Raw genomic sequence first — 19,469 nt, 5'->3', positions numbered from 1 at the left:
TCAGTCCTCTGCCAGTATCAAGCCTGCATCCTCGGCCCAGCCGATGTAGCCCGTATCGCCGGCGGTAAAGCCACCTTCGCCCGCCTCGGCCTGCCGTGCGACCAGCACCAGGAGGTCACCCAATTCCGCATGCCGGACCAGATATTCAGTATGCTCGCCCAGAAAGATGCGGTTGATGACGGTAACCGGCTCAGACACCGCGCCAGCGCGATGGGAAAGTTCCACCTGCTCCGGGCGCAGGCTGAGAGTGGCGGCCGTACCGGGCGGAAGCGCGTTGGCCACCCTTCCGCTGAACCGAAGACCCGAAGCCGTGCGGATGTGTCCGCCACTGCCGGCGCCTGCCACCATAAACCCGTCGATGAAATTCGACTTTCCTACGAAATCTGCAACATAGCGGCTGTTTGGTTGGTCATAAAGTGCGCTTGGCGCGCCGGATTGTACGATCTTTCCAGCGCGCATGATGCAGATCCGGTCCGACATCGACAGCGCCTCTTCTTGGTCATGGGTGACCAGAACGAAAGTGATGCCAAGCTGACGCTGGAGGGTCTGCAATTCGATCTGCATCTCACGGCGCAGCTTGCGGTCAAGGGCGGCGAGGGGTTCATCCAGAAGCAGGATCTTCGGTTCGTTCACGATTGCGCGCGCCAATGCCACGCGCTGCTGTTGGCCACCCGACATTTCCCAGATGCGGCGGGCACCAAAGCCGGGCAGGCGGACCATCTCCAGTGCCCGGTCGACCTTGCGGGCGACATCGGCGCTGTCTGGCCTCGGGCGGCGTTGGATCAGGCCGTAGGCGATGTTCTGCGCGACCGTCAGGTGCGGAAACAGCGCATAATGCTGGAACACCATGTTGACCGGCCGGTGGTAGGCAGGCACTTCGTTGACCTGTTCCCCGTCCAGCAGCACTGCGCCCGTCGTCGGCGCCTCAAACCCCGCCAGCATCCGCAAGGCGGTGGTCTTGCCGCAACCCGAAGGGCCAAGGAAAGACAGGAATTCCCCCCGCGCAATACCAAGGTTGAGAGCGTCGGCAGCCAGCACATCGCCAAAGCGCTTGGTCGCGTCACGAAACTCGGCGATCGGGGTGTTGCTTGCCCCGGCACGCGTTGCGCGATCATCGAATGAACTTTGCATGGGGCGCGGCATATCCTATGAAACCCAGCAAAGCGTAGGAAACGATCCGATGGCTGTATATATCACAAATGAGGTATCCTTGCGCGTCGGGCCGGAGGCATGACACCGGCCACCTGGGTGCCGTTGGCCGCAGCGGTGGTTGCGTCGCTGGACTCGCCGGCCTTGCCACAGTCGTTGGCCGATCTGCTTCGGCAGGTGGCGCCGTTTACCTATACAGTGGTATTCGGCTATCGCGGCGCGGACCGCCCGGTCGACCTGTACGACGATTTTCCCCATGGAAAGCGGCAGATTTTCGTCACCGACTATCAGGCCGGGCCCTATCTGCTCGACCCGTTCTACCAGGCGGCGCTGCGACCGGTGCCGCCGGGGCTGTACCGCTTGCGCGATCTGGCCCCCGACCGCTTTTATCAGGGTGAGTATTTTCGCAACTACTATGCACAAACGGGCCTTGCCGAAGAAATCGCTTTCTTCGTCGATTTGCCACACAAGACGATCGCCGTGCTGTCGCTGATGCGGGCCGAGCGACCGTTTTCGCAAAAGGAATTCGCGGCTTTTTCTGCACTTTATCCGTTTGTCGCCGCAGTGGCCAAACGGCAATGGACGGGCCTCGCAACAGCGATTGGCGAAGACGCCAGTGCCACGGAAAGCGAGGGGCTGCAAAAGCGTGTTGCCTATGTCTTTGGCAGCTTTGGCGATGGTATCCTGACGCCGCGCGAACGCGAAGTGGCGGAGTTCACGCTCAAGGGACACTCGGCGGAATCAGTCGGGCAACTTTTGCAGATCTCGCCCGGCACCGTGCGAATTCATCGGCGCAACATCTATTCGAAACTGCGCATCAACTCGCAGGGGGAATTGTTCTCTCGCTTCCTGGGGACGCTGGTCGATCTGACCTGAACAAGAGTCGGCCGGGAATGGCTTTTGGTCGCTGCACTCGGCTCTTAGAAGACGCGCGCCGGCGACAGCTATGACCCTAACCGTTTGGCTCATCGAGGGATCGACGGACTAGATCGGATGAAAGCAAGCGGCAGCGTGGCCGCCGGAATCCGTCTTCAGTTCAGGTACTTCGGCGCGACAGATAGCGTCAGCGCGCGGGCAGCGGGCGGCAAAGGCGCAGCCCTTGGGAAGGGCGAAAGCGGAAGGGATCTCTCCCGTCAGGCTGGCCAGTTCGCGGCGCTGCATCGGATCTGGTGTGAAGTTCGAGGCCATCAGCGCGGCGGTATAGGGGTGGCGGGCAGCGGCAGCTGGGTGCGGCAGGCGTTCTACGACGGAGCCAAGATACATCACCACGATCTGGTCGCAAAAGTAACGCACGAGGCCAAGGTCGTGGCTGATGAACAGATAAGTCAGCCCCAGGTCGCGCTGCAGGCCCTGCAGCAGCGCGATGATCTGCGCCTGGATCGACACGTCCAGCGAGGCGGTGGGTTCGTCCAGCACCACCAGATCCGGGGACATTGCAAGCGCCCGGGCGATGCCCACTCTTTGCCGCTGGCCGCCTGACATCTGGTGCGGATAGCTTTGCGCCATCGCCCGCGACAAACCGACCTGATCCAACAGCGCGCCAATCCTGCCCTCTGGAAGACCTGCGCCTTGCACTGCCGAAGGCTCGGTCAACACGTCGGATACGGTGTAGCGTGGGTCGAGCGAGGAATAGGGATCCTGAAACACCATCGACATGCGGCGACGAATGCGGCGCAGCTCTTTCGTACCAAGTGTCGTCAGTTCGGTGCCGTCAAAGCGGATGCTGCCCGAGGTTGGGTCGATCAGCCTTAGCACCAACCGCGCGAGCGTGGATTTGCCGCAGCCGCTTTCGCCAACCACGCCGACGACGCCGCCTTTCGGGATCGACAGGTCCACCCCGCGCACGGCCATCATGCTGCGCGGCTTCGACAACCATCCGCCAGGTGTCACAAAGCGTTTCGACAGACCGGAAAGGGTGACAAGGTCAGACAATGGCAACCTCCAGCGCATGGTGGCAGGCGACAGTGCCGCCGGGGGTGGGCGTGATCTGCGGGATAGCGGTCAGGCAGATTTCGGTGGCCTTGGGGCAGCGCGGATGAAACCGGCAACCCGTCGGATACTGTGCAACGCCGGGCACGGTGCCGGGGATGCCCTTCAGTGCGCCGGGTTCAATGCCGGCCCGCGGGATGCAACCAATCAACGCTGCAGTATAGGGATGCGCGGGGGCCGCAAAAAGCGGGCGAACCTCGCGCGCCTCGGCCAGCCTGCCGGCATAAAGCACGGCCACCCGGTCGCAGATCTGCGCCACGACGCCCATGTCATGGGTGATAAGGATCAGGGCAAGGCCCCGCTCCTTTACCAACGTGGCGAGGATGTGGATGATCTGCGCCTGCACCGTCACGTCAAGCGCGGTGGTGGGTTCATCGGCGACAATAAGGTCCGGGTCGCCCGCCAATGCCATGGCGATGACAATGCGTTGCTTCATCCCGCCCGAAAGCTGGTGCGGATAGGCGTCGCAGATCACCGCAGCCTCAGGAATGCGCAGCTGCGTCAAAAGGTCGACCGTTTTGGCTCGTGCCGCCGCGGCGCTCAGGCCAAGATGCATGCGTGCCACCACATCAACCTGCGGGCCGATGCGCTGCACCGGGTCCAGCGCCGTCATCGGGTTCTGGGTGATGAAGCCTATCCGCCGGCCACGCAACGGGCGCAGCTTGGTTTCAGGCAAGCGGGCGAGATCGGTGCCATCGAACATCACCGAGCCTGAAGTGATGCGTCCGCCGATCAACGGCAGCAACCCGGTCACCGCCAATGCCGTCAGCGACTTGCCTGATCCCGATTCACCGACCAGCCCAAGAATCTCGCCCCGGTCCACCGCGAAACTGATACCGCTCAGCGGCTCGACAATCCCGATGCCAACGGTCAGGTCTTTCACATCCAAGAGCATCAGGTGCCCCGCGATTTGGCGCGGATATCTAGCGCGCGAATGAGTGCATCGCCGAAAAGGTTGATGGCGATGACGGTGATGGCCACGGCAAGCCCCGGAAACAGGATGATCCAGGGTGCCTTGAAAAGCTGCGCCGTGCCGGATGACATCATGCCCCCCCAGCTTGGCGTGGGGGGCTGCGCGCCAAGGCCGAAGAACCCGAGCGTCGCTTCAAGGATGATGGCGTCACCGGTTGCGAGCATCGCCGAGACAAGGACCGGGGCAAGCGCGTTCGGGATAAGGTGGTGAAACACGATGTAGCTGTCCGACGCGCCAAGACTGCGTGACGCCTCGACATAGGTTTCGCCCTTGATCGCCATGATCTGCGCACGAGTCAACCGGGTGAACTGCGCAAGATAGGCCACTGCGATTGCGGTCATCGTTCCGGTAACGCCGGGCCCGATGATCGCGACCAGCATCAATGCGACGAGGATTTCCGGAAAGGACCACGTCAGGTCGACAACCATCGTCACCGCCCGGTCAAAACGCCCGCCGAAGTAGCCCGCCGAAGCGCCCAGAATCATGCCTGCGGTGACCGAAATGCCGATGGCGATCGCCGATACGGACAGCGAAGTTCGCGCGCCGTACATCATCCGGGTCAAAAGATCGCGGCCGAATTCGTCGGTGCCAAGCCAATGGTCGGCAGAAGGCGCTGCATAGGCGCCGGGCAGGTTTTGCGCGTCAAATGCGTAACTGGTCAGGATCGGCGCAAAGATCGCCATCAGGACAAGTGCAATCAGCCAGACCCCGGCAATGATACCTGTGGGCGACCGCAATGCGCGAAGTATGGCGGTTTCCTTCAGCGCGCGGCGGGGTGCAAGTGTCGTCATTGCAGTGCTGCCCGGACGCGCGGGTCCATCGCGGCCTGCAGAATATCGCCCAGAAGGGTGCCAAGCATCACGGCCATCGCCAGAAGCAGAAGGCAGGCCTGCACCACCGGATAATCGTGCTGGTTCAGCGCCTTGATCAGCAACGTCCCAAGACCGGGCCTTGCGAAGACGACCTCGACAGTGACCGCGCCGCCCAGCACCCAGCCAATCCGTAGCGCAAGAATTGTCACCACGGGTATCAGTGCGTGGCGCAAAACATGGCGTAACTGGATGCGCATTGGCGGCATGCCCTTGGCGTGCAGCAGCATCACGAAGTCGCGCTGCGAGGCGTCGATCATCGCCACACGGGTGACGCGGGCGACAAGGGCGATGCCACCAAGGCCGATGGTCAGCACCGGCAGCACCAGCCCGGACCATGTGCGCGCGCCAGAGACCGGGAACCAGCCAAGCTGCACCGAAAAGGCGAGGATGAGGAGGAGGCCGAGCCAGAAGCTGGGAACCGTGGAACCAAGGAGCACGCCGCCCATGATCGCCTGATCGGCAAGCTTGCCACGCTTCAGCGCCGCGATGACGCCGAGGGCAATGCCGAAGACGGTGGAGAACAGCAGGGCCAGGCCGGAAAGCACCAGCGAATGCGGCAGGGCCTGACCCACAAGGTCGATCACCGGGCGCTTGCCGACGATGGCGGTGCCCATGTCGCCGGTCAGCAGATTGCCGAGCCAGATCAGGTACTGTTCGTAAAGCGGCCGGTCCAGCCCGTAGCGGGCGGTGATCTCCGCCCGCTGTTCGGGGCCGGAGCCGACCTTCAGGAGACTGTCCACCGGGTCGCCGGGGATCAGATGGATGATCGCGAAGATGATCACCGAAACGGCGAGGAACACCGGAATGAGCAACACGAGCCGACGGAGTGTATAGCCGAGCATCCCGGTGATCCTTCTTCAGGTCTGTGGGGTGAACCGTCGCGGCAGACCGGGGACCGGTCCGCCGCGACGGCGCAGGGGCTTATTCGACCACAGTGGTGTCGAGGATCGTGGCAGCACCGATGCGGGTGCCGTGAATTTCAGCCGGCAGCACCAGGCGATCCTTGTTGTAGCCGATGTTCTGCACCGGCTGGTAGATCGGTGCCATCGGGAACTGCGACAGCACGTATTCGTGGTAGGCGACGAAATTCGCGGTCCGTTCAGTGCCGTTGGCTGACCCAGACATCGCCTTCACGCGCAGCTCTTCGGCCTTCGGGTCGTTGAACATCGAAATGTTCGGATACCCCAGACGATCACCGCCAAAGAACCAGTCGACGATGTCGGCATTGTTCCAATAGTAGGACCGCACCGCCGCCTGCTGCTCGCCCGTCTTGTACTGGTCGCGGATCATCGAGCTGTCGAAGGTGGTGATCTCTGACGCGATGCCGACCGCCTTGAACTCGGCCTGGATGACCTCGGTCAGACGCCGAAAGACGGAATCGCTTTGCGTCCACAGGGTGATCGACAAGGGCACGCCGTCTTTGGCGCGAACCCCATCGGCGCCCATCGTCCAGCCAGCCGCGTCAAGAAGTTCAGCGGCTTTGGCCGGATCGTAGCTGATCAGGTATTCCGGCGCGACCTTGGATTCCGGCAGGGCCGAGATCAGGAACTGATTGGCCACCGAGCCGACACCGCCATAGACCGAGTCGAGGATCTCTTGCTGGTTGACGGCAAGGGCAGCGGCGTGACGCACGTTGATGTCATCAAACGGAGCTTTGGTCACGTTGAACGGCATATACACAACTTCCTGGCCCGGCAGGGTCAGTGCGGTGATGTTCGGCTCTTTCGCCAGTTCACCCAGAAAGTCGGTCGGGACGCCCAGCAGCATGTCGACGCCGCCGGTCTTCAATTCCAGGAAGGCGGTGCTTTCTTCGGCAATTTCGCGCAGCGTGATCTTGGCGATCTTTGCCGGACCCTTGTTCACCGCCAGCGATGAACCCCAGGTGTAGTCGTCGTTGCGCGCCAGCACGGTTTCGGACCCGATGGCGAAGCTTTCAAGCTTGAACGGGCCGGTGCCGACGGCTTCGGTCACGCCGTAATTCTCGCCAAGGGCGGCGAAGGCTTTCGGTTCGACGACACCCATGAAGCTGCTGGAGAGGTTGTAGAGCAGGTTCGGATCGGGGTTCTTCATCGTCAGCTTCAGCGTGCTTTCGCCAACTGCTTCGATCTTGTCGATCGACTGGGTCATGTAGCTATTGTCGGTGGCAGCATAGAGCGCCAGCCAGGCGGCAGCGGCGGTGGCGTTAAAAGGCTCGCCATTATGGAAGGTCACGCCGGTCTTCAGGGTGAATTCCCAAGACATGCCGTCGGGCGCCTCGACCCAAGAATCGGCAAGGCCGGGGTGGAACGACTGATCGGCATCTTGCACAGTCAGCGTGTCATAAATCAGACGAGCACCAACGTTGGTGTTGCCGTTGGTGACGACATTGTAGGTGGGAACGCCGACTTCGTCCTGCTGCAGGACAAAGATGGCCTCCTGAGCAAAGACCGCGGGTGCGGCGAGGATAAGCGCAGCAAAGCTGACGCTGGTGGCCAAAGCGGCCCTGCGGAACGAGATGGACATGGAAGCCTCCGGTTGGGTTATCGTTTTTTTGCAGGCGTGGTTCCAGACCGGGGCGTCGCGCCGGTATGGCCGATGAACGTGCCGTAAAGTGAAGAAACCTGGGCCATCCGGTCTTCGACCTCGGCACCAAGCTGGTTGAAGACGCCGTTCACCATCTGGCCGATCAGGCTCGACATGGCAGAGGTGGCGTCCCAGAAATGATTGAAATCTGTAGGCACCGCGAACATCTCGGTGACCGTGCCACGACCCCAGTCACAATAGGGATCAGTGATCAAGGTAACCGGAATGTTGGCGGCGTAGGCTTGTTCCGCCAAAGCACGGGTCAGCCGCGAATAGCGGCGCGCTTCGATCAGCACTAGGCAGGTGCTTTGCGGATCATCCAGCAGGATTTCCGAGAAATTGGTGCCCGCAAGATCGGCAAGCCGAACGCCCGGGCGCAGGTATTGCAGCCCATGAGCCAGTTGCAGGGCGTGGCAACGCTCGGTCTGAAAGCCTGCCACAAAGACGTTTTGCGTTGTTGCAAGGCGTTCAAGTACCCGCTGAAACTCTGCGCTGGCGGCAATTTCGTGCACCGAAACAATCGCCGCAAGCTCCAGTTCCAGCGCCCGCGCCCGTTCCGTGTCGCTGTGACGCGAGCGGACGTGGAAGTCACGCAAGCGGTCGCCGATCATCCAGGCGGCATCGCCGAAATCGGCCTGGAGCCGGCCTTTCAGTTCCTTGAAATGGCGAAAGCCGATGGTGCGGCAGTAACGGCCGATCGACGCTTCGGACACGCCGATCTTGGCTGCGGCGGTGGCCGCCGTCTCGAATGGCAGACTGCGCAGATTTGTCAGCATGTAATGCGCGATCAGGCTTTCCGCCTTGGTCGCGGTTTCCATGCTGGCAGACAACCTCTCGCGGACATCGGCAGGAAGCGTTGTTGGGGTGGTTGATCCTTCCAAGCTTACCTCCCTTCGATGTTGATCTAGCATGATGGACAGAAAACTAACGAATCGTCAATCTTGCAAGAAATCTAAATGACTCATAGGATCAGTCACCGGATTTCTTTCAGAGGATTCTCTCATGACGCCCACCCACTCCGTCACGGCCCCCTTGCGGATTGACAGCGCGGAATTGCGTCTGGTGCGCTTGCCGCTGGTCACGCCTTTCACGATCTCGACCGGGACGATGGTGGAAAAGGTGTTTCCGCTGCTGACCCTGCGTGCCGACGGAATCGAAGGCTATGCGGAAGGGGTGATGGACCCACTGCCCGACTATCTGGAGGAAACCATTGCTGGCGGAATGGCGTTCCTGAGGGACCTCATCCTACCGCAAGTGGTTGGGAAAACATTTGAAAACCCGGCGGCGATGGACAGGCTTCTGGCCCCATGGCGCGGGCATCAAATGGCCAAGGCCGTGGTCGAAATGGCGTTCTGGGATCTGTGGGCCAAGTCGCTGAACCTGCCATTGAAAACGGTTTTTGGTGGCAGCGGCGACAAGGTTGCTGTCGGCGTGTCGCTTGGCATCGGACCGGTCGAAGAAACGCTTGACCGGGTGGCCGCGCATCTGGCCCAGGGCTACCAGCGGATTAAGCTGAAAGTCCGGCCCGGCCATGACGAAGTGCTGGTGGCCGCAGTGCGCAATGCCTTTCCGGACTGCCATCTGACGGTAGATGCCAACAGTTGCTACACCCTTGCCGACACCGCGCTGATGCGGCGGCTGGATGCCTTTGCGCTGGACTACATCGAGCAGCCTCTGGCCTGGGACGACATTCACGACCACGCCGTGCTGCAACAACGGATACAGACGCCGATCTGTCTGGACGAATGCCTGCGCACCAGCGGCGACGTGCGCAAGGCGCTGCAATCCGATGCGGCACGGGTGGTCAACATCAAGGTTGGCCGATCGGGTGGCTACGTTGAAAGCCTGCGGATGCATGACATCTGCGCTGCATTTTCGGTGCCGGTCTGGTGCGGCGGGATGCTCGAATCCGGAATCGGGCGGGCGCACAACATCCATCTGTCGACCCTGCCGAACTTTACCAAGCCCGGCGATACATCAAGTGCCAGCCGCTATTTCACCCGCGATCTGATCGAGGAAAAGCTGGAAACATCGGAGGGTTGGATGCCCGTGCCGACGGGCCCGGGCATCGGGGTCACGCCGGACTGGGAGTTTCTTGCCACCATCACGCGGTCCACCGAAACCTTCCGGCCATGAGCGACCTTAAGGCGTCTGGCATTGTCATCCGCGATCTTGCCGGTATGGCCGAGTTTCATGCCGCCGAGGTCCTGCAGCGGGCTGTCTGGGGGGAAGGTGATGTCGTCGATCCGGGGGATCTGATGATGGTTATTCAGGCCGAAGGCGGTCTGGTTGCGGGTGCGTTTCGCGGCGGCCAGATGCTCGGTTATGTCTTCGGATTCCCCACGCGAGAGCCGTCGGTGCAGCATTCCCACCGCCTGGCCGTTCTGGCCGAGGCGCGTGGCATGGGGTTGGCGCTGGCGCTGAAATGGCACCAGCGCGACTGGTGTCTGGCGCGGGGGATCACGCTGGTGCGCTGGACCTTCGATCCGCTGCGCCACACCAATGCAAACCTGAACATCGCACGGCTGGGGGGGCGGTCGTCGATCTATTCGGCTGACCATTACGGCGCGATGGCAGGCATCAACAAAGGCGCCCCGTCGGACCGGCTGCTGGTCGATTGGTCACTTGATGCGCCGCACGTGGCCGCCCTGCGCCAAGGTCAGCGGCATGAGCTGCCGCTCGGGCTGGAACGGATCGCTGTACCAGCGGATTTCGGCGCGATGCTGGCCGCCGATCCAGCCGCCGCCTTGGCACAACGGTTGCGGCTGCGCGAGCGGTTCCAGCACCATTTTGCCCAAGGTCAGCAGGTCTGCGGCTATGATCCGGCAACGCATGCCTACCTGTTGTCGCCGCTGGCGGGTACGCCCGCGCCCGGCTGATCACGCCCCCTTTAGTCGCAGGGCGGCGACCCACGCCATTGCCGCCATCACGCCTGCGGTCGCAAGGCATAGCGGCAGGCCGCCCAACTGGTAACTGACCCCGGACAGCAACGTGCCCAACAGCCGACCCGCAGCATTCGACATGTAGTAGAACCCCACATCCCGTGAAATCCGGCTGGCATCGCCAAAGGCAAGGATCAGGTAGGAATGAACGGCCGAGTTGATCGCAAACACAAAGCCAAACACCAACAAACCCAAGACCAATGTGACGGTCAGCCAGTCAGCTGGACCACCTGCCATCCAGACGACGGCTGCCAAAGCGAATGGGATGGGGACCAGGTAACCTGCCCAACGGATGGCCTTGGTCACAACATCCGGTCCGGTGGCGCGGATGATGCGGGGGGCAGCCGCCTGCACCGCGCCATAGAGAATGATCCAAAGCGCCAGAAATCCACCGATCACGAAAAACGCCCAGCGTCGCCCTTCGGTACTGCCATCCGAAAGCACCATTTGAAAGTAGACCGGCACGCCGACGACGAACCACACATCGCGCGCCCCGAACAGGAACATCCGCGCCAGACTGAGCCGCTGAACGCGTGGATCGGACGACTTCCAGCCTGTGAATTTGGCCGCCGTGTCGCGGACCGGCAGGCCCGATGGCAAGAACACCGCCACCGCAATCAGGATCACGCCTAATACCGCTGCCATGCCCCAGATCGCTGCGGTAAATCCCCATATGCCCAGCAGCGCCGCACCAAGAAAGAAGCCAATCCCTTTCACCGCGTTCTTCGATCCGGTCAGGGCGGCAACCCAGCGGAACAGGCCGGCATCGCCGTCAGGTGCCAGCAGCTTGACCGCCGATTTGGAGGACATCTTGGCCAGATCCTTGGCCACACCCGACACGCCCTGCACCGCCATCACGAAGGCGACTGATGCCCCGACACTCCATGCCGGGTTCAGCTGCGCCAATGCAGCAAGCGCAGCGATCTGCAGCACCAAGCCGCCATAAAGCGTCGCAGCCAGCCCAAATCGGGCAGCCAACCAGCCCGCGTAAAGGTTGGTCACGATCCCGGCCAGTTCATAGAGCAGGAACAGCCAGGCCAGTTGCACCGGGCTGAACCCCAGCGCGTTGAAATGCAACAACACCAACATCCGCAGCGCACCATCGGTCAGCATGAAGGCCCAGTATGCCGCCGTGACGGCACAATAGGCACGCAGCGGGCTTGAGGGTGAGGCTCCGTCCGTCACATCGCGCCCGCCACCATGCGGGCAATGTCGGCCAAGCGGCAGGCATAGCCCCATTCGTTGTCGTACCAGGCATAAACCTTCACCTGCGTGCCATTGATCACCATGGTGGATTGCGCGTCGATGATCGAAGATCGCGGGTCGTTGGTGTAGTCTGATGAAACCAGCGCCCGCGTCTCATAGCCCAGAATACCCCGCAGCGAACCCTCGGCGGCGGTCTTGAACAGGGCGTTGACCACTTCGGCCGTCGTTTCACGCGCGACCTCAAAGACGCAATCGGTGAGCGATGCGTTCAGCAGCGGTACCCGTACCGCGTGGCCGTTCAACCGGCCCTTGAGTTCGGGATAGATCAGCGTGATCGCGGTGGCCGATCCGGTGGTTGTCGGGATCAGGTTCAGCAGCGCCGACCTTGCGCGCCGCATATCCTTGGCCGGGCGGTCGACAATGGTCTGGGTGTTGGTCACGTCGTGGATCGTGGTGATCGACCCGTGCCGGATGCCGATGCCTTCATGTATCACCTTGACCACCGGGGCCAGGCAGTTCGTGGTGCACGAGGCCGCCGTGATCAGGCCGTGAACCGCCGGATCATACAAGTGATGGTTCACACCGTAGACCAGGTTCAACGCGCCGCCGTCCTTGACCGGGGCGGAAACCACGACCTTGCGCACCCCCGCCTGATAGTAGGGCGCAACCTTGGCAGCCGTCTTGAACACCCCGGTGCAATCGATCACCAGATCTACCCCCAGCGCAGCCAACGGCAGCGCTTCAATGGTTTTTTCGTGGGTCAGGCGGATGCGCTGCCCCTTCAGGGTCAGGCTGTCGGTGTCATGGCTGATGCGGGCAATCCAGCGTCCATGCACGGAATCGAATTCCATCAGCAGCGCATGCTGTTCGGCATCACCCATCGGGTCATTGATCAACACAACCTCCCCTCCAGCGCCCGTGTCGATAAGGTCGCGCAACACAAGCTTTCCGATGCGGCCAAGGCCGTTTAGGGCAATCCGGGGCATTCGTCTTAACCTTTCACATTCAGTGTGTTTCAGTGCCGATCCGGTCGACACGCGCCTGAAGTGCCAGGGTGTCCAGTGCCTCGAATGGCAGTTCCACGAAGGCCGCAATCCGGCGGCGAAGCGCGCCATAAGTCTGCGCAAATACAAGCGCACGTTCGGCATCGGTACCGTTGGATTTCACTGGGTCAGGCAGCCCCCAATGTCCGGTAATCGGCTGGCCGTGCCAAGGCGGGCATTCCTCTGCTGCAGCGGTATCGCAGACGGTAAAGACGAAATCCATCTCCGGGGCGTCGGGTTGCTGAAACTCGGAAATATGTTTTGATCGCAGGCCAGTCACGTCATGGCCATTGCGCCGCAACACCTCCAAAGCAAAGGGGTTCAGGTCCGTGTTCGGTCGGACTCCCGCCGAGAACGCCCGGAACTTGCTGCGTCCCAGATCGCGCAGCAGCACCTCGGCAAAGATTGAACGGGCTGAATTTCCGGTGCAGATGAACATCACGTTGAAGGCGGTTTCACGCATCGCAAGGCTCTCCTTTGGGTTTGCAACCACGGATCGAAGCAGATCGGGGCGCCCGCGGCCAACATCCAGCGCCAGATAGCCGATCAGGCTTTCTGCCGCGTCCAGCGCAACCGCATAGCGAAGCGAGCGACCCTGTCGTTCGACGGAAACCAGACCAGCAGCCGTCAGATCCGTCAGATGATGCGAAAGCGTGTTCTGCTTCAGCCCAAGCGCTGCCGCGATCTCGGTCGGGCGCACGCCCTGAGGGGCAAATCGCATCAGCAGACGAAAGACCGCGAGGCGGCCCGAGTGTCCAAGCGTGGCAAATCCAAGCGCAGCGTGGCTGTGTTCCATATTTCCAGTTTATAGGAAATGATGTGTGGGCTCAAATGAACCTTTTATGACCAAACACTTGGCTCATAGCCCTCCGAACATAGCCCTGTCGTCACCGCCCGGACGAAGCGCGACAAAAGTCCCCCCTTCAGCCATAATTTTGCTTTGAAGGTTTGGGAACTGTGTACCAAACCACCGAGAGTTCGCCGAAATGAAGCTGATTGTTCAAATTCCTGCCCTAAATGAGGAATCGACCCTGGCGGTAACGATCGCTGCGATACCGCGAAGGATTGCCGGCATATCTTCAGTTGAAATTCTGGTGATCGATGACGGCTCCACTGACCGGACGGTAGAGGTTGCCCGAAAGGCGGGCGCCGATCACGTCCTGCAAATGAGCAGCCATGTCGGCCTGGCGCGCGCCTTTTCTGCCGGGATTGAAGAAGCACTGGCGCTGGGCGCCGACATCGTGGTGAACACCGACGCCGACAATCAGTATTGCGCCGACGACATTCCGGCCCTGGTGAAGCCAATCCTGGAACGGCGCGCGCAGATTGTCGTCGGCGCACGCCCGATCGCCACGATCGAGAGCTTTTCGCCGCTGAAAAAGATGCTTCAAGGTTTGGGAAGCTGGGCTGTGCGGCAGGCCAGCGGCACCAGCATTCCAGACGCCCCAAGCGGTTTTCGCGCCTATTCCCGCGATGCGGCCGCGCGGCTATGCGTGCTGAACACCTATACTTATACGCTTGAGACGATCATTCAGGCCGGTCGAAAACGCATTCCGATGGTTTCGGTGCCGGTGCGGGTGAACCAAGTTGACCGGCCCTCACGGCTCTTGCGCGGGATTGGCGATTATGTGCGCCGCTCTGCCATTACGATCCTACGGGTCTTTGTGATCTACGCGCCCTTGCGGTTCTTTCTGGCGCTCGCGGCGCTGTTTGCACTGCCTGGATTGGCTGGGATTGGTCGCTTTCTGTACTACTACATGGTTAGCGATGGGGCGGGTCACGTCCAGTCTCTGATCCTGTCGGGGGTGCTGTTGGCGATGGCGACGATCCTGCTTGCCGTCGGCATTCTTGCGGATCTGATCGCGGCAAACCGCGGCCTGCTGGAAGAAATCCGCGCGCGCGAACTTCTGCGTTCGACCCGTGAGCCACTTTCTGAACGGCAACGCCTGAACACGCTGGCCGTGGTCAATGACCTCGGAGGCTGATCTGGATAAATCAGTTTCTGCCGCCTCGCCCACCACCGGGTACTGGCCGCGGGGGGTGATCTTCATCGCTTTCGCGCTGCTGCTGATCTTGTCGTTCACCCATAATGTGAACTGGGACGAATTCTACTTTCTGTCCCATGTGCACAGTTATCTTGACGGGCGTCTTGACCGCCCGATGCAGACCTTTTTCGTGCATGCCTTTGGCTGGCTTGACCATGTGCCCGGCACCGAAATACACCAGATCTTCGCCGCGCGGCTGGTCATGGTGGCGCTGCTGGCGGGAACGGCGCTGTGCATTCACCGGATTGCGACTTTGCTGTCGGATACGCGCTCGGCGGATATCGCGGTGGTCTTGTTTTTGTGTTCGGGCTTCGTTTTGCCGCACGGAGCCAGCTTTCGCGCGGATCCGATTGCGGCCAGCCTGCTGATGGGCGCGCTGGCGCTGATGATGACCAGCCGGATGCAGGTTTGGCAGATCGGTCTTGTCGCACTCCTTTCCGCATTGGCGTTGCTAGTGACGATCAAATCCGCCCTCTATCTGCCGGTTCTGCTGGCTGCGATGATCTGGCGCGCATCGCAACGGGAAATGGTCCTGCGTTGCCTGGCTGCGGGCCTGCTGGCGCTTGTTTTGGCAGGGCTTCTCTATCTGTGGCATCAGGCCGGACTTGAGGTAGCACCTGAGAGGGCAGTCACAAACGACGCGCGCGAAGCGTTCAGCCGGACCCTTCTGTCCGCCGGACTGTTCCCGCGCCGAAACGATATCGCCTTGTGGGTCTTGCTCAGCATTCCGGCGATATTGCTGGCAGTGCAGGGTCTGCGCGCCGCGCCATCAAGGCGCCTGCGGATTGTTCTTGTGCTCTTTGCTGCACCACTCATCGCGGTTGTGGTTTATCGCAACGCGTTTCCCTACTTCTTTCCCTTTGCCATCCCGCCGCTGATGATCGCCGCCGCAATCGGGGTGCGCAGCCTGGCGGGTCAGCCGATGGTCAAGCGACTTGTTGCGCTAGCGTTGATCCTGGGGGTCGTTCAGGCCGCCCTGACCCTGCGCGAGGGAAACGCAGTGCAGCGCGCCACAATCGCCGAGGTGCACCGGCTGTTCAAGACGCCGGTGCCCTATATCGACCAGCATTCCATGATCGCAAGCTTTCCCCAGGTCGGGTTTTTCATGTCAACTTGGGGGCTGGAACGGTATCGCGACGCAGGGCAACCGGTATTCAAGGCGGCGATCGCGCAAGCGCAGCCCCCTTTGCTGATTGCAAACAAGTGGCAACTTGCCCAAGCCCTGTCTGGCGAAGCCTCGTCAACCCGTCCCGCCGTGCTGTTGCCCGAGGATCAGGTGGCATTGCAGGAAACCTACGTGCATTATTCTGGGGCAATCTGGCTTGCCGGCCGCAATTTTACCGCAGGGGAAACACCGCTGAGTTTCGAGCTTCCCATCAACGGCAATTACCGGATCGTTGCCGATGGGAATGTCACTATTGACGGGCGGTCGTTTGTCCCCGGTGATGTTGTCGCGCTGGGTTCAGCCCCGCACCAACTTACCGCGTTGCCGGGCAGCGAGATCAAGCTGATCTGGGACACTGGCGTAACGCCGCTTGATGACGCGCTGCCAAACGTAGAGCTTTACGCCGTGTTTTGGCATTTATGATGCCCGCTACTCGCCAGCCCCCGAAGGACGCCGAACTTGTGGCGCCCGGCTTGGATCGTGCCATTCGCACGGTCCTGCTCTGGGGGACTTATGACCTCGACAAGCCACGCACCCGGCTGTTACGGGATGGGTTGGCAAGCATCGGCGTCGAGGTGATCGAGGTTCACAAGGAAATCTGGGCCGGTCATGCCGACAAAAGCCAACTGTCCCGATTGCGAATGATCGGGCTTTTGCTGCGGGTTCTGCTTTCCTATCCTCGGTTGATCTTTCGCTACCTCAGGGCGCCGGACCACGATCTGGTTCTGGTGCCCTACATGGGGCAATTCGACGTGCTTATCCTGTGGCCCTTTGCAGGGTTGCGACGGCGGCCGGTGGTTTGGGATATGTTTCTGTCGCTGTACGACACCGTGGTGAATGATCGACAACTTGCGCCCGCGCGCTCGATCTCAGGGTATGGCCTTTATCTTCTTGAATGGCTGGGGTGTCGGGCGGCGGCAAGCGTGCTGTTGGACACCTCGGCACATGCAACCCGCATGTCGCAGCTGTTTCGTCTCAAGCCGGGCAAGGTTGATGCCGTCCCGGTTGGCGCTGAACCTGGGACGTTCAAGCGCCTTCCGGCACGCACAAAGACTGATGCCCCGACGCGCCTGCTGTTTTACGGACAGATCAGCCCGCTGCACGGCATCGACACAATTCTTGCCGCAGCGGTGTCGGATCGGGGCCGCCGGTATCATTGGCGGATCATTGGCACCGGCCAGGATCAGGCGCTTGTCGACGCCGCCCGCAATGCACCTGATGCCACGCACATAAGCTGGGATGCTTGGGTCCCCTATGACCGGCTTGCGGATGAGATTGCGCAGGCCGACATCTGTCTTGGCGTCTTCGGGACATCTGAGAAGGCAGCTTCGGTGGTGCCGAACAAGGTGTTTCAGGCGCTCTTCTCGGGGCGCTCGGTCATCACCCGCGCCTCACCGGCGATGAGCGAGGCGTTTCCCGACGCTGACGCCGGTCTGCAGCTTGTTCCCCCCGCAGACCCCTTGGCTTTGCTGGACGCAATCGGACGGTTGGAACAGGCCGGATTTCCCCGGCTGCCGCCTGAGAGCCTCGACTTTGCCAGCCCCGGACAAATCGCGCGCCAGTTCTGTACGCGTTTGGCCCCTCTCGTCAAAGGTCGATAGATCGTGCCAACCCAGACACCAGCACCCGCAACGCCGGACGGACCGCCCGCCGTTCTTTGGCATCGCCATTACGGTGCTGCGCTGCCTTCCCGCAACTGGGTGCCGGCTCCGCGATATCTGCTGCGGCGCGATCTCCTGCTACGGATCTTTCGCGATCTGCCCCCCGGACGATTGCTTGAATTCGGCTGTGGGGCAGGTGCCTTGCTTGTCGATCTGTCGCGGATGGGGTTCTCGGCAGTGGGGGTTGATCAATCCGTCTCTGCCCGGCAACTGGCACAAGTGTTGAATGCCGATACCCCCGCCATCCGGATAGCCGAAACGGCGGATGGCGAGGCCGAAGCTTCGTTTGACTATCTTGCCGCCTTCGAAGTGCTTGAGCATATCGAAGATGACCATGGCGCCTTGCGCGAATGGGCGCAGTATCTGCGGCGCGGCGGTACGCTTGTGATATCAGTCCCCGCCCATCCCGAACGCTGGAACCCGGCCGATGTCTGGGCTGGGCACTATCGCCGCTACCGGCGCGCCGACCTCATGGCATTGGTCGATGCCGCGGGTTTCGAGAAGGCCGAGATACAGTCCTACGGGTTTCCATTGGCAAACTTCATGGAGAGACTGGCAGCACCCATCTACGCCCGCCAGACCCGTGCAAGGGGTGCCGCCGAGATGAGCCTGAGCGAGCGGACCGGGCAAAGTGGATCGGACCGCCGACTTCTGACGCGCTTATGGCCGTTTTACAGCAGCCTTCCCGCAGTCTTGGTGATGCGCATGATCCTCGGGGTGCAAAAGAGATTTTGCAACTCCGACCGCGGCATTGGCTACATCCTTGTCGCGCGCAAGGTCTGACGGAATGACGCGCGCTCTCAAGCTTTTGGGAAGCCTGATCGCAATCGGCTTTCTCCTTCTCGCCCTCTGGCAGGGCGGTCGCGAAATGCCGCGGATTGATCTGTCTTCGGTCCGGGCGTGGTCGGGAATATCAATCGCGTTCCTGCTCTACGTTCTGGGGCAGATGATCGGTGCCGTGGCCTGGCGTGGCACGCTTTTGATTTACGGGGTGCGGCTGATCCCCTGGCGGGCCGAAAGCCAGCTGCTGGTCTCTCAGATCCTGAAGTACATTCCGGGCAACATCGCGCACCTGTTTGGCCGCGGGGTTCTGGCGCGGGCGGATGGGGTGGCGGCATCGACGATCGTTCTGGCGATGTTGCTGGAAGTCGGTTTTCTGTTGGGGGTTGGCGCGGCGATTTCGGGGCTGTTGGTTCTGACCGCGCCGGAGTTTGTTCGCGGCCTGTCGGGAGCTTTGCCGCAGCTGCCGGTCTCGCCGCCCGTGATCGCGGGCGGGCTGGCGGTTTGCATCGGGCTGGTTGTCCTGCTGATCCGGAGGCGGGCGCGGCGATACGATCCGGTCCCGGCGCGGATGCGGTTTGCGGTCATTCCGATTGGCCTGCATGCGGTGAATTTCTGTGTGCTGGGGCTGTCGCTTTGGGCGGTCACGCTTGCGATCCCGTCTGAGCCGGGGGTGGGGCCGGTGTTCTGCACCGGGGTTTTCGTGATCGCCTGGTGCGCGGGGTTTGTGACCCCCGGCGCGCCGGGGGGGATCGGGGTGCGGGAGGGGATCATCACGCTCGGGTTGGGGCTGGTGATCGGGGGCGGGCCGGCCCTGGCGGCGGCGCTGCTGCACCGGCTGGTCTCGGTTCTGGGGGTTGTGGCGGCGTTCGGGATCGGCTGGCTGCTGCGGCGCGGGGGGTGAGGGGCTTGTCCACGCGTGGACAAGACTCCGCAGTGTGGGATTTCAAGGGGTTAGGTTCACAAAGTAAGGAAGTTTTAACGCTTTGGGGGCCGCAATGGGGTCCGGGGTGGAGGAAGCTGGACCCGACGCTGCGCAATGAACACGCATGGTATGGGGCGGGTTGGTATGGAATGGTATG

At 61.7% G+C, this 19,469-nt stretch carries 18 protein-coding genes; 8 read left to right on the top strand and 10 right to left on the bottom strand.

Annotated features, from left to right (window positions below; genetic code table 11):
* On the bottom strand, window positions 1-1,131 hold the full coding sequence (locus RMO18_RS04380) for an ABC transporter ATP-binding protein (protein WP_309664154.1): 1,131 nt from the start codon (window positions 1,129-1,131) through the stop codon (window positions 1-3).
* Between the two features lie 99 nt (window positions 1,132-1,230).
* Here RMO18_RS04380 and RMO18_RS04375 point away from each other — a divergent pair, with 99 nt between their 5' ends.
* Complete coding sequence (locus RMO18_RS04375) at window positions 1,231-2,025, top strand: helix-turn-helix transcriptional regulator (RefSeq protein WP_309664153.1); 795 nt, start codon at window positions 1,231-1,233, stop codon at window positions 2,023-2,025.
* 108 nt (window positions 2,026-2,133) lie between these two features.
* On the opposite strand, the gene RMO18_RS04370 is transcribed toward RMO18_RS04375, so the two are convergent.
* From RMO18_RS04370 to RMO18_RS04345, 6 genes are all read right to left on the bottom strand, one after another.
* Window positions 2,134-3,081 (bottom strand): ABC transporter ATP-binding protein, encoded by a 948-nt coding sequence (locus tag RMO18_RS04370; RefSeq protein ID WP_309664152.1) that lies wholly within the window; start codon window positions 3,079-3,081, stop codon window positions 2,134-2,136.
* Window positions 3,074-4,033 carry an ABC transporter ATP-binding protein gene (locus RMO18_RS04365; RefSeq protein ID WP_309664151.1) on the bottom strand — a complete coding sequence of 320 codons (960 nt, stop codon included), beginning with the start codon at window positions 4,031-4,033 and terminating at the stop codon, window positions 3,074-3,076. The genes RMO18_RS04370 and RMO18_RS04365 overlap by 8 nt, the downstream gene beginning before the upstream one ends.
* Window positions 4,033-4,902 carry an ABC transporter permease gene (locus RMO18_RS04360; protein ID WP_309664149.1) on the bottom strand — a complete coding sequence of 290 codons (870 nt, stop codon included), beginning with the start codon at window positions 4,900-4,902 and terminating at the stop codon, window positions 4,033-4,035. Before RMO18_RS04360 ends, RMO18_RS04365 begins: the two co-directional genes overlap by 1 nt.
* Window positions 4,899-5,825, bottom strand: a complete 927-nt coding sequence (locus RMO18_RS04355; protein ID WP_309664147.1) for an ABC transporter permease — start codon at window positions 5,823-5,825, stop codon at window positions 4,899-4,901. The genes RMO18_RS04360 and RMO18_RS04355 overlap by 4 nt, the downstream gene beginning before the upstream one ends.
* A 79-nt stretch (window positions 5,826-5,904) precedes the next feature.
* On the bottom strand, window positions 5,905-7,485 hold the full coding sequence (locus RMO18_RS04350) for an ABC transporter substrate-binding protein (protein ID WP_309664146.1): 1,581 nt from the start codon (window positions 7,483-7,485) through the stop codon (window positions 5,905-5,907).
* A gap of 17 nt (window positions 7,486-7,502) precedes the next feature.
* Window positions 7,503-8,426, bottom strand: coding sequence for a MurR/RpiR family transcriptional regulator (locus tag RMO18_RS04345; RefSeq protein WP_309664145.1), 924 nt, complete (start codon window positions 8,424-8,426; stop codon window positions 7,503-7,505).
* A gap of 121 nt (window positions 8,427-8,547) precedes the next feature.
* Here RMO18_RS04345 and menC point away from each other — a divergent pair, with 121 nt between their 5' ends.
* Together menC and RMO18_RS04335 are read left to right on the top strand one after the other, a co-directional pair.
* Entirely contained in the window at window positions 8,548-9,681 is a 1,134-nt protein-coding gene (gene menC / locus RMO18_RS04340) for an o-succinylbenzoate synthase (protein ID WP_309664144.1), read from the top strand.
* Window positions 9,678-10,424: a GNAT family N-acetyltransferase gene (locus tag RMO18_RS04335; RefSeq protein WP_309664143.1), complete on the top strand. Its 747-nt coding sequence runs from the start codon at window positions 9,678-9,680 to the stop codon at window positions 10,422-10,424. The genes menC and RMO18_RS04335 overlap by 4 nt, the downstream gene beginning before the upstream one ends.
* On the opposite strand, the gene arsJ is transcribed toward RMO18_RS04335, so the two are convergent.
* From arsJ to RMO18_RS04320, 3 genes are read right to left on the bottom strand one after another with little or no spacing between them, the layout of a single operon-like run.
* Window positions 10,425-11,672: an organoarsenical effux MFS transporter ArsJ gene (arsJ, locus tag RMO18_RS04330; protein ID WP_309664142.1), complete on the bottom strand. Its 1,248-nt coding sequence runs from the start codon at window positions 11,670-11,672 to the stop codon at window positions 10,425-10,427.
* The gene (locus RMO18_RS04325) at window positions 11,669-12,679 is read right to left on the bottom strand and encodes an ArsJ-associated glyceraldehyde-3-phosphate dehydrogenase (RefSeq protein ID WP_309664140.1); all 1,011 of its coding nucleotides are present in this window, start codon (window positions 12,677-12,679) and stop codon (window positions 11,669-11,671) included. The genes arsJ and RMO18_RS04325 overlap by 4 nt, the downstream gene beginning before the upstream one ends.
* A 19-nt stretch (window positions 12,680-12,698) precedes the next feature.
* Window positions 12,699-13,532, bottom strand: a complete 834-nt coding sequence (locus RMO18_RS04320; protein WP_309664139.1) for a helix-turn-helix domain-containing protein — start codon at window positions 13,530-13,532, stop codon at window positions 12,699-12,701.
* 190 nt (window positions 13,533-13,722) lie between these two features.
* Between RMO18_RS04320 and RMO18_RS04315 the strand changes: the two genes are divergently transcribed.
* From RMO18_RS04315 to RMO18_RS04295, 5 genes are all read left to right on the top strand, one after another.
* Window positions 13,723-14,721 carry a glycosyltransferase family 2 protein gene (locus tag RMO18_RS04315; RefSeq protein ID WP_309664138.1) on the top strand — a complete coding sequence of 333 codons (999 nt, stop codon included), beginning with the start codon at window positions 13,723-13,725 and terminating at the stop codon, window positions 14,719-14,721.
* Window positions 14,705-16,369: a hypothetical protein gene (locus RMO18_RS04310; protein WP_309664137.1), complete on the top strand. Its 1,665-nt coding sequence runs from the start codon at window positions 14,705-14,707 to the stop codon at window positions 16,367-16,369. Before RMO18_RS04315 ends, RMO18_RS04310 begins: the two co-directional genes overlap by 17 nt.
* Window positions 16,366-17,547, top strand: a complete 1,182-nt coding sequence (locus RMO18_RS04305; RefSeq protein WP_309664136.1) for a glycosyltransferase — start codon at window positions 16,366-16,368, stop codon at window positions 17,545-17,547. Before RMO18_RS04310 ends, RMO18_RS04305 begins: the two co-directional genes overlap by 4 nt.
* Before the next feature lie 99 nt (window positions 17,548-17,646).
* Window positions 17,647-18,390 carry a class I SAM-dependent methyltransferase gene (locus RMO18_RS04300; RefSeq protein ID WP_309664135.1) on the top strand — a complete coding sequence of 248 codons (744 nt, stop codon included), beginning with the start codon at window positions 17,647-17,649 and terminating at the stop codon, window positions 18,388-18,390.
* A 4-nt stretch (window positions 18,391-18,394) separates the two neighbouring features.
* Complete coding sequence (locus tag RMO18_RS04295; protein ID WP_309664134.1) at window positions 18,395-19,291, top strand: lysylphosphatidylglycerol synthase domain-containing protein; 897 nt, start codon at window positions 18,395-18,397, stop codon at window positions 19,289-19,291.
* The last annotated feature ends 178 nt before the right edge of the window (window positions 19,292-19,469 follow it).

Source organism: Tabrizicola sp. (assembly GCF_031377265.1).
In the GTDB taxonomy this organism is placed as follows: domain Bacteria; phylum Pseudomonadota; class Alphaproteobacteria; order Rhodobacterales; family Rhodobacteraceae; genus JAUYQR01.
The sequence above is the reverse complement of the archived record's forward strand: the minus strand, read 5'-3'. Positions and strand labels throughout refer to the sequence as shown.

Bases quoted from the DNA above. Each gene is read 5' to 3' on its own strand.
- RMO18_RS04305 (WP_309664136.1), top strand. From the start codon at position 16,366: ATGATGCCCGCTACTCGCCAGCCCCCGAAGGACGCCGAACTTGTGGCG.
- RMO18_RS04315 (WP_309664138.1), top strand. From the start codon at position 13,723: ATGAAGCTGATTGTTCAAATTCCTGCCCTAAATGAGGAATCGACCCTG.
- menC (WP_309664144.1), top strand. From the start codon at position 8,548: ATGACGCCCACCCACTCCGTCACGGCCCCCTTGCGGATTGACAGCGCG.
- RMO18_RS04320 (WP_309664139.1), bottom strand. From the start codon at position 13,532: ATGGAACACAGCCACGCTGCGCTTGGATTTGCCACGCTTGGACACTCG.
- RMO18_RS04365 (WP_309664151.1), bottom strand. From the start codon at position 4,033: ATGCTCTTGGATGTGAAAGACCTGACCGTTGGCATCGGGATTGTCGAG.
- RMO18_RS04310 (WP_309664137.1), top strand. From the start codon at position 14,705: ATGACCTCGGAGGCTGATCTGGATAAATCAGTTTCTGCCGCCTCGCCC.
- RMO18_RS04350 (WP_309664146.1), bottom strand. From the start codon at position 7,485: ATGTCCATCTCGTTCCGCAGGGCCGCTTTGGCCACCAGCGTCAGCTTT.
- RMO18_RS04375 (WP_309664153.1), top strand. From the start codon at position 1,231: ATGACACCGGCCACCTGGGTGCCGTTGGCCGCAGCGGTGGTTGCGTCG.
- RMO18_RS04355 (WP_309664147.1), bottom strand. From the start codon at position 5,825: ATGCTCGGCTATACACTCCGTCGGCTCGTGTTGCTCATTCCGGTGTTC.
- RMO18_RS04360 (WP_309664149.1), bottom strand. From the start codon at position 4,902: ATGACGACACTTGCACCCCGCCGCGCGCTGAAGGAAACCGCCATACTT.
- RMO18_RS04325 (WP_309664140.1), bottom strand. From the start codon at position 12,679: ATGCCCCGGATTGCCCTAAACGGCCTTGGCCGCATCGGAAAGCTTGTG.
- RMO18_RS04335 (WP_309664143.1), top strand. From the start codon at position 9,678: ATGAGCGACCTTAAGGCGTCTGGCATTGTCATCCGCGATCTTGCCGGT.
- RMO18_RS04295 (WP_309664134.1), top strand. From the start codon at position 18,395: ATGACGCGCGCTCTCAAGCTTTTGGGAAGCCTGATCGCAATCGGCTTT.
- RMO18_RS04380 (WP_309664154.1), bottom strand. From the start codon at position 1,131: ATGCAAAGTTCATTCGATGATCGCGCAACGCGTGCCGGGGCAAGCAAC.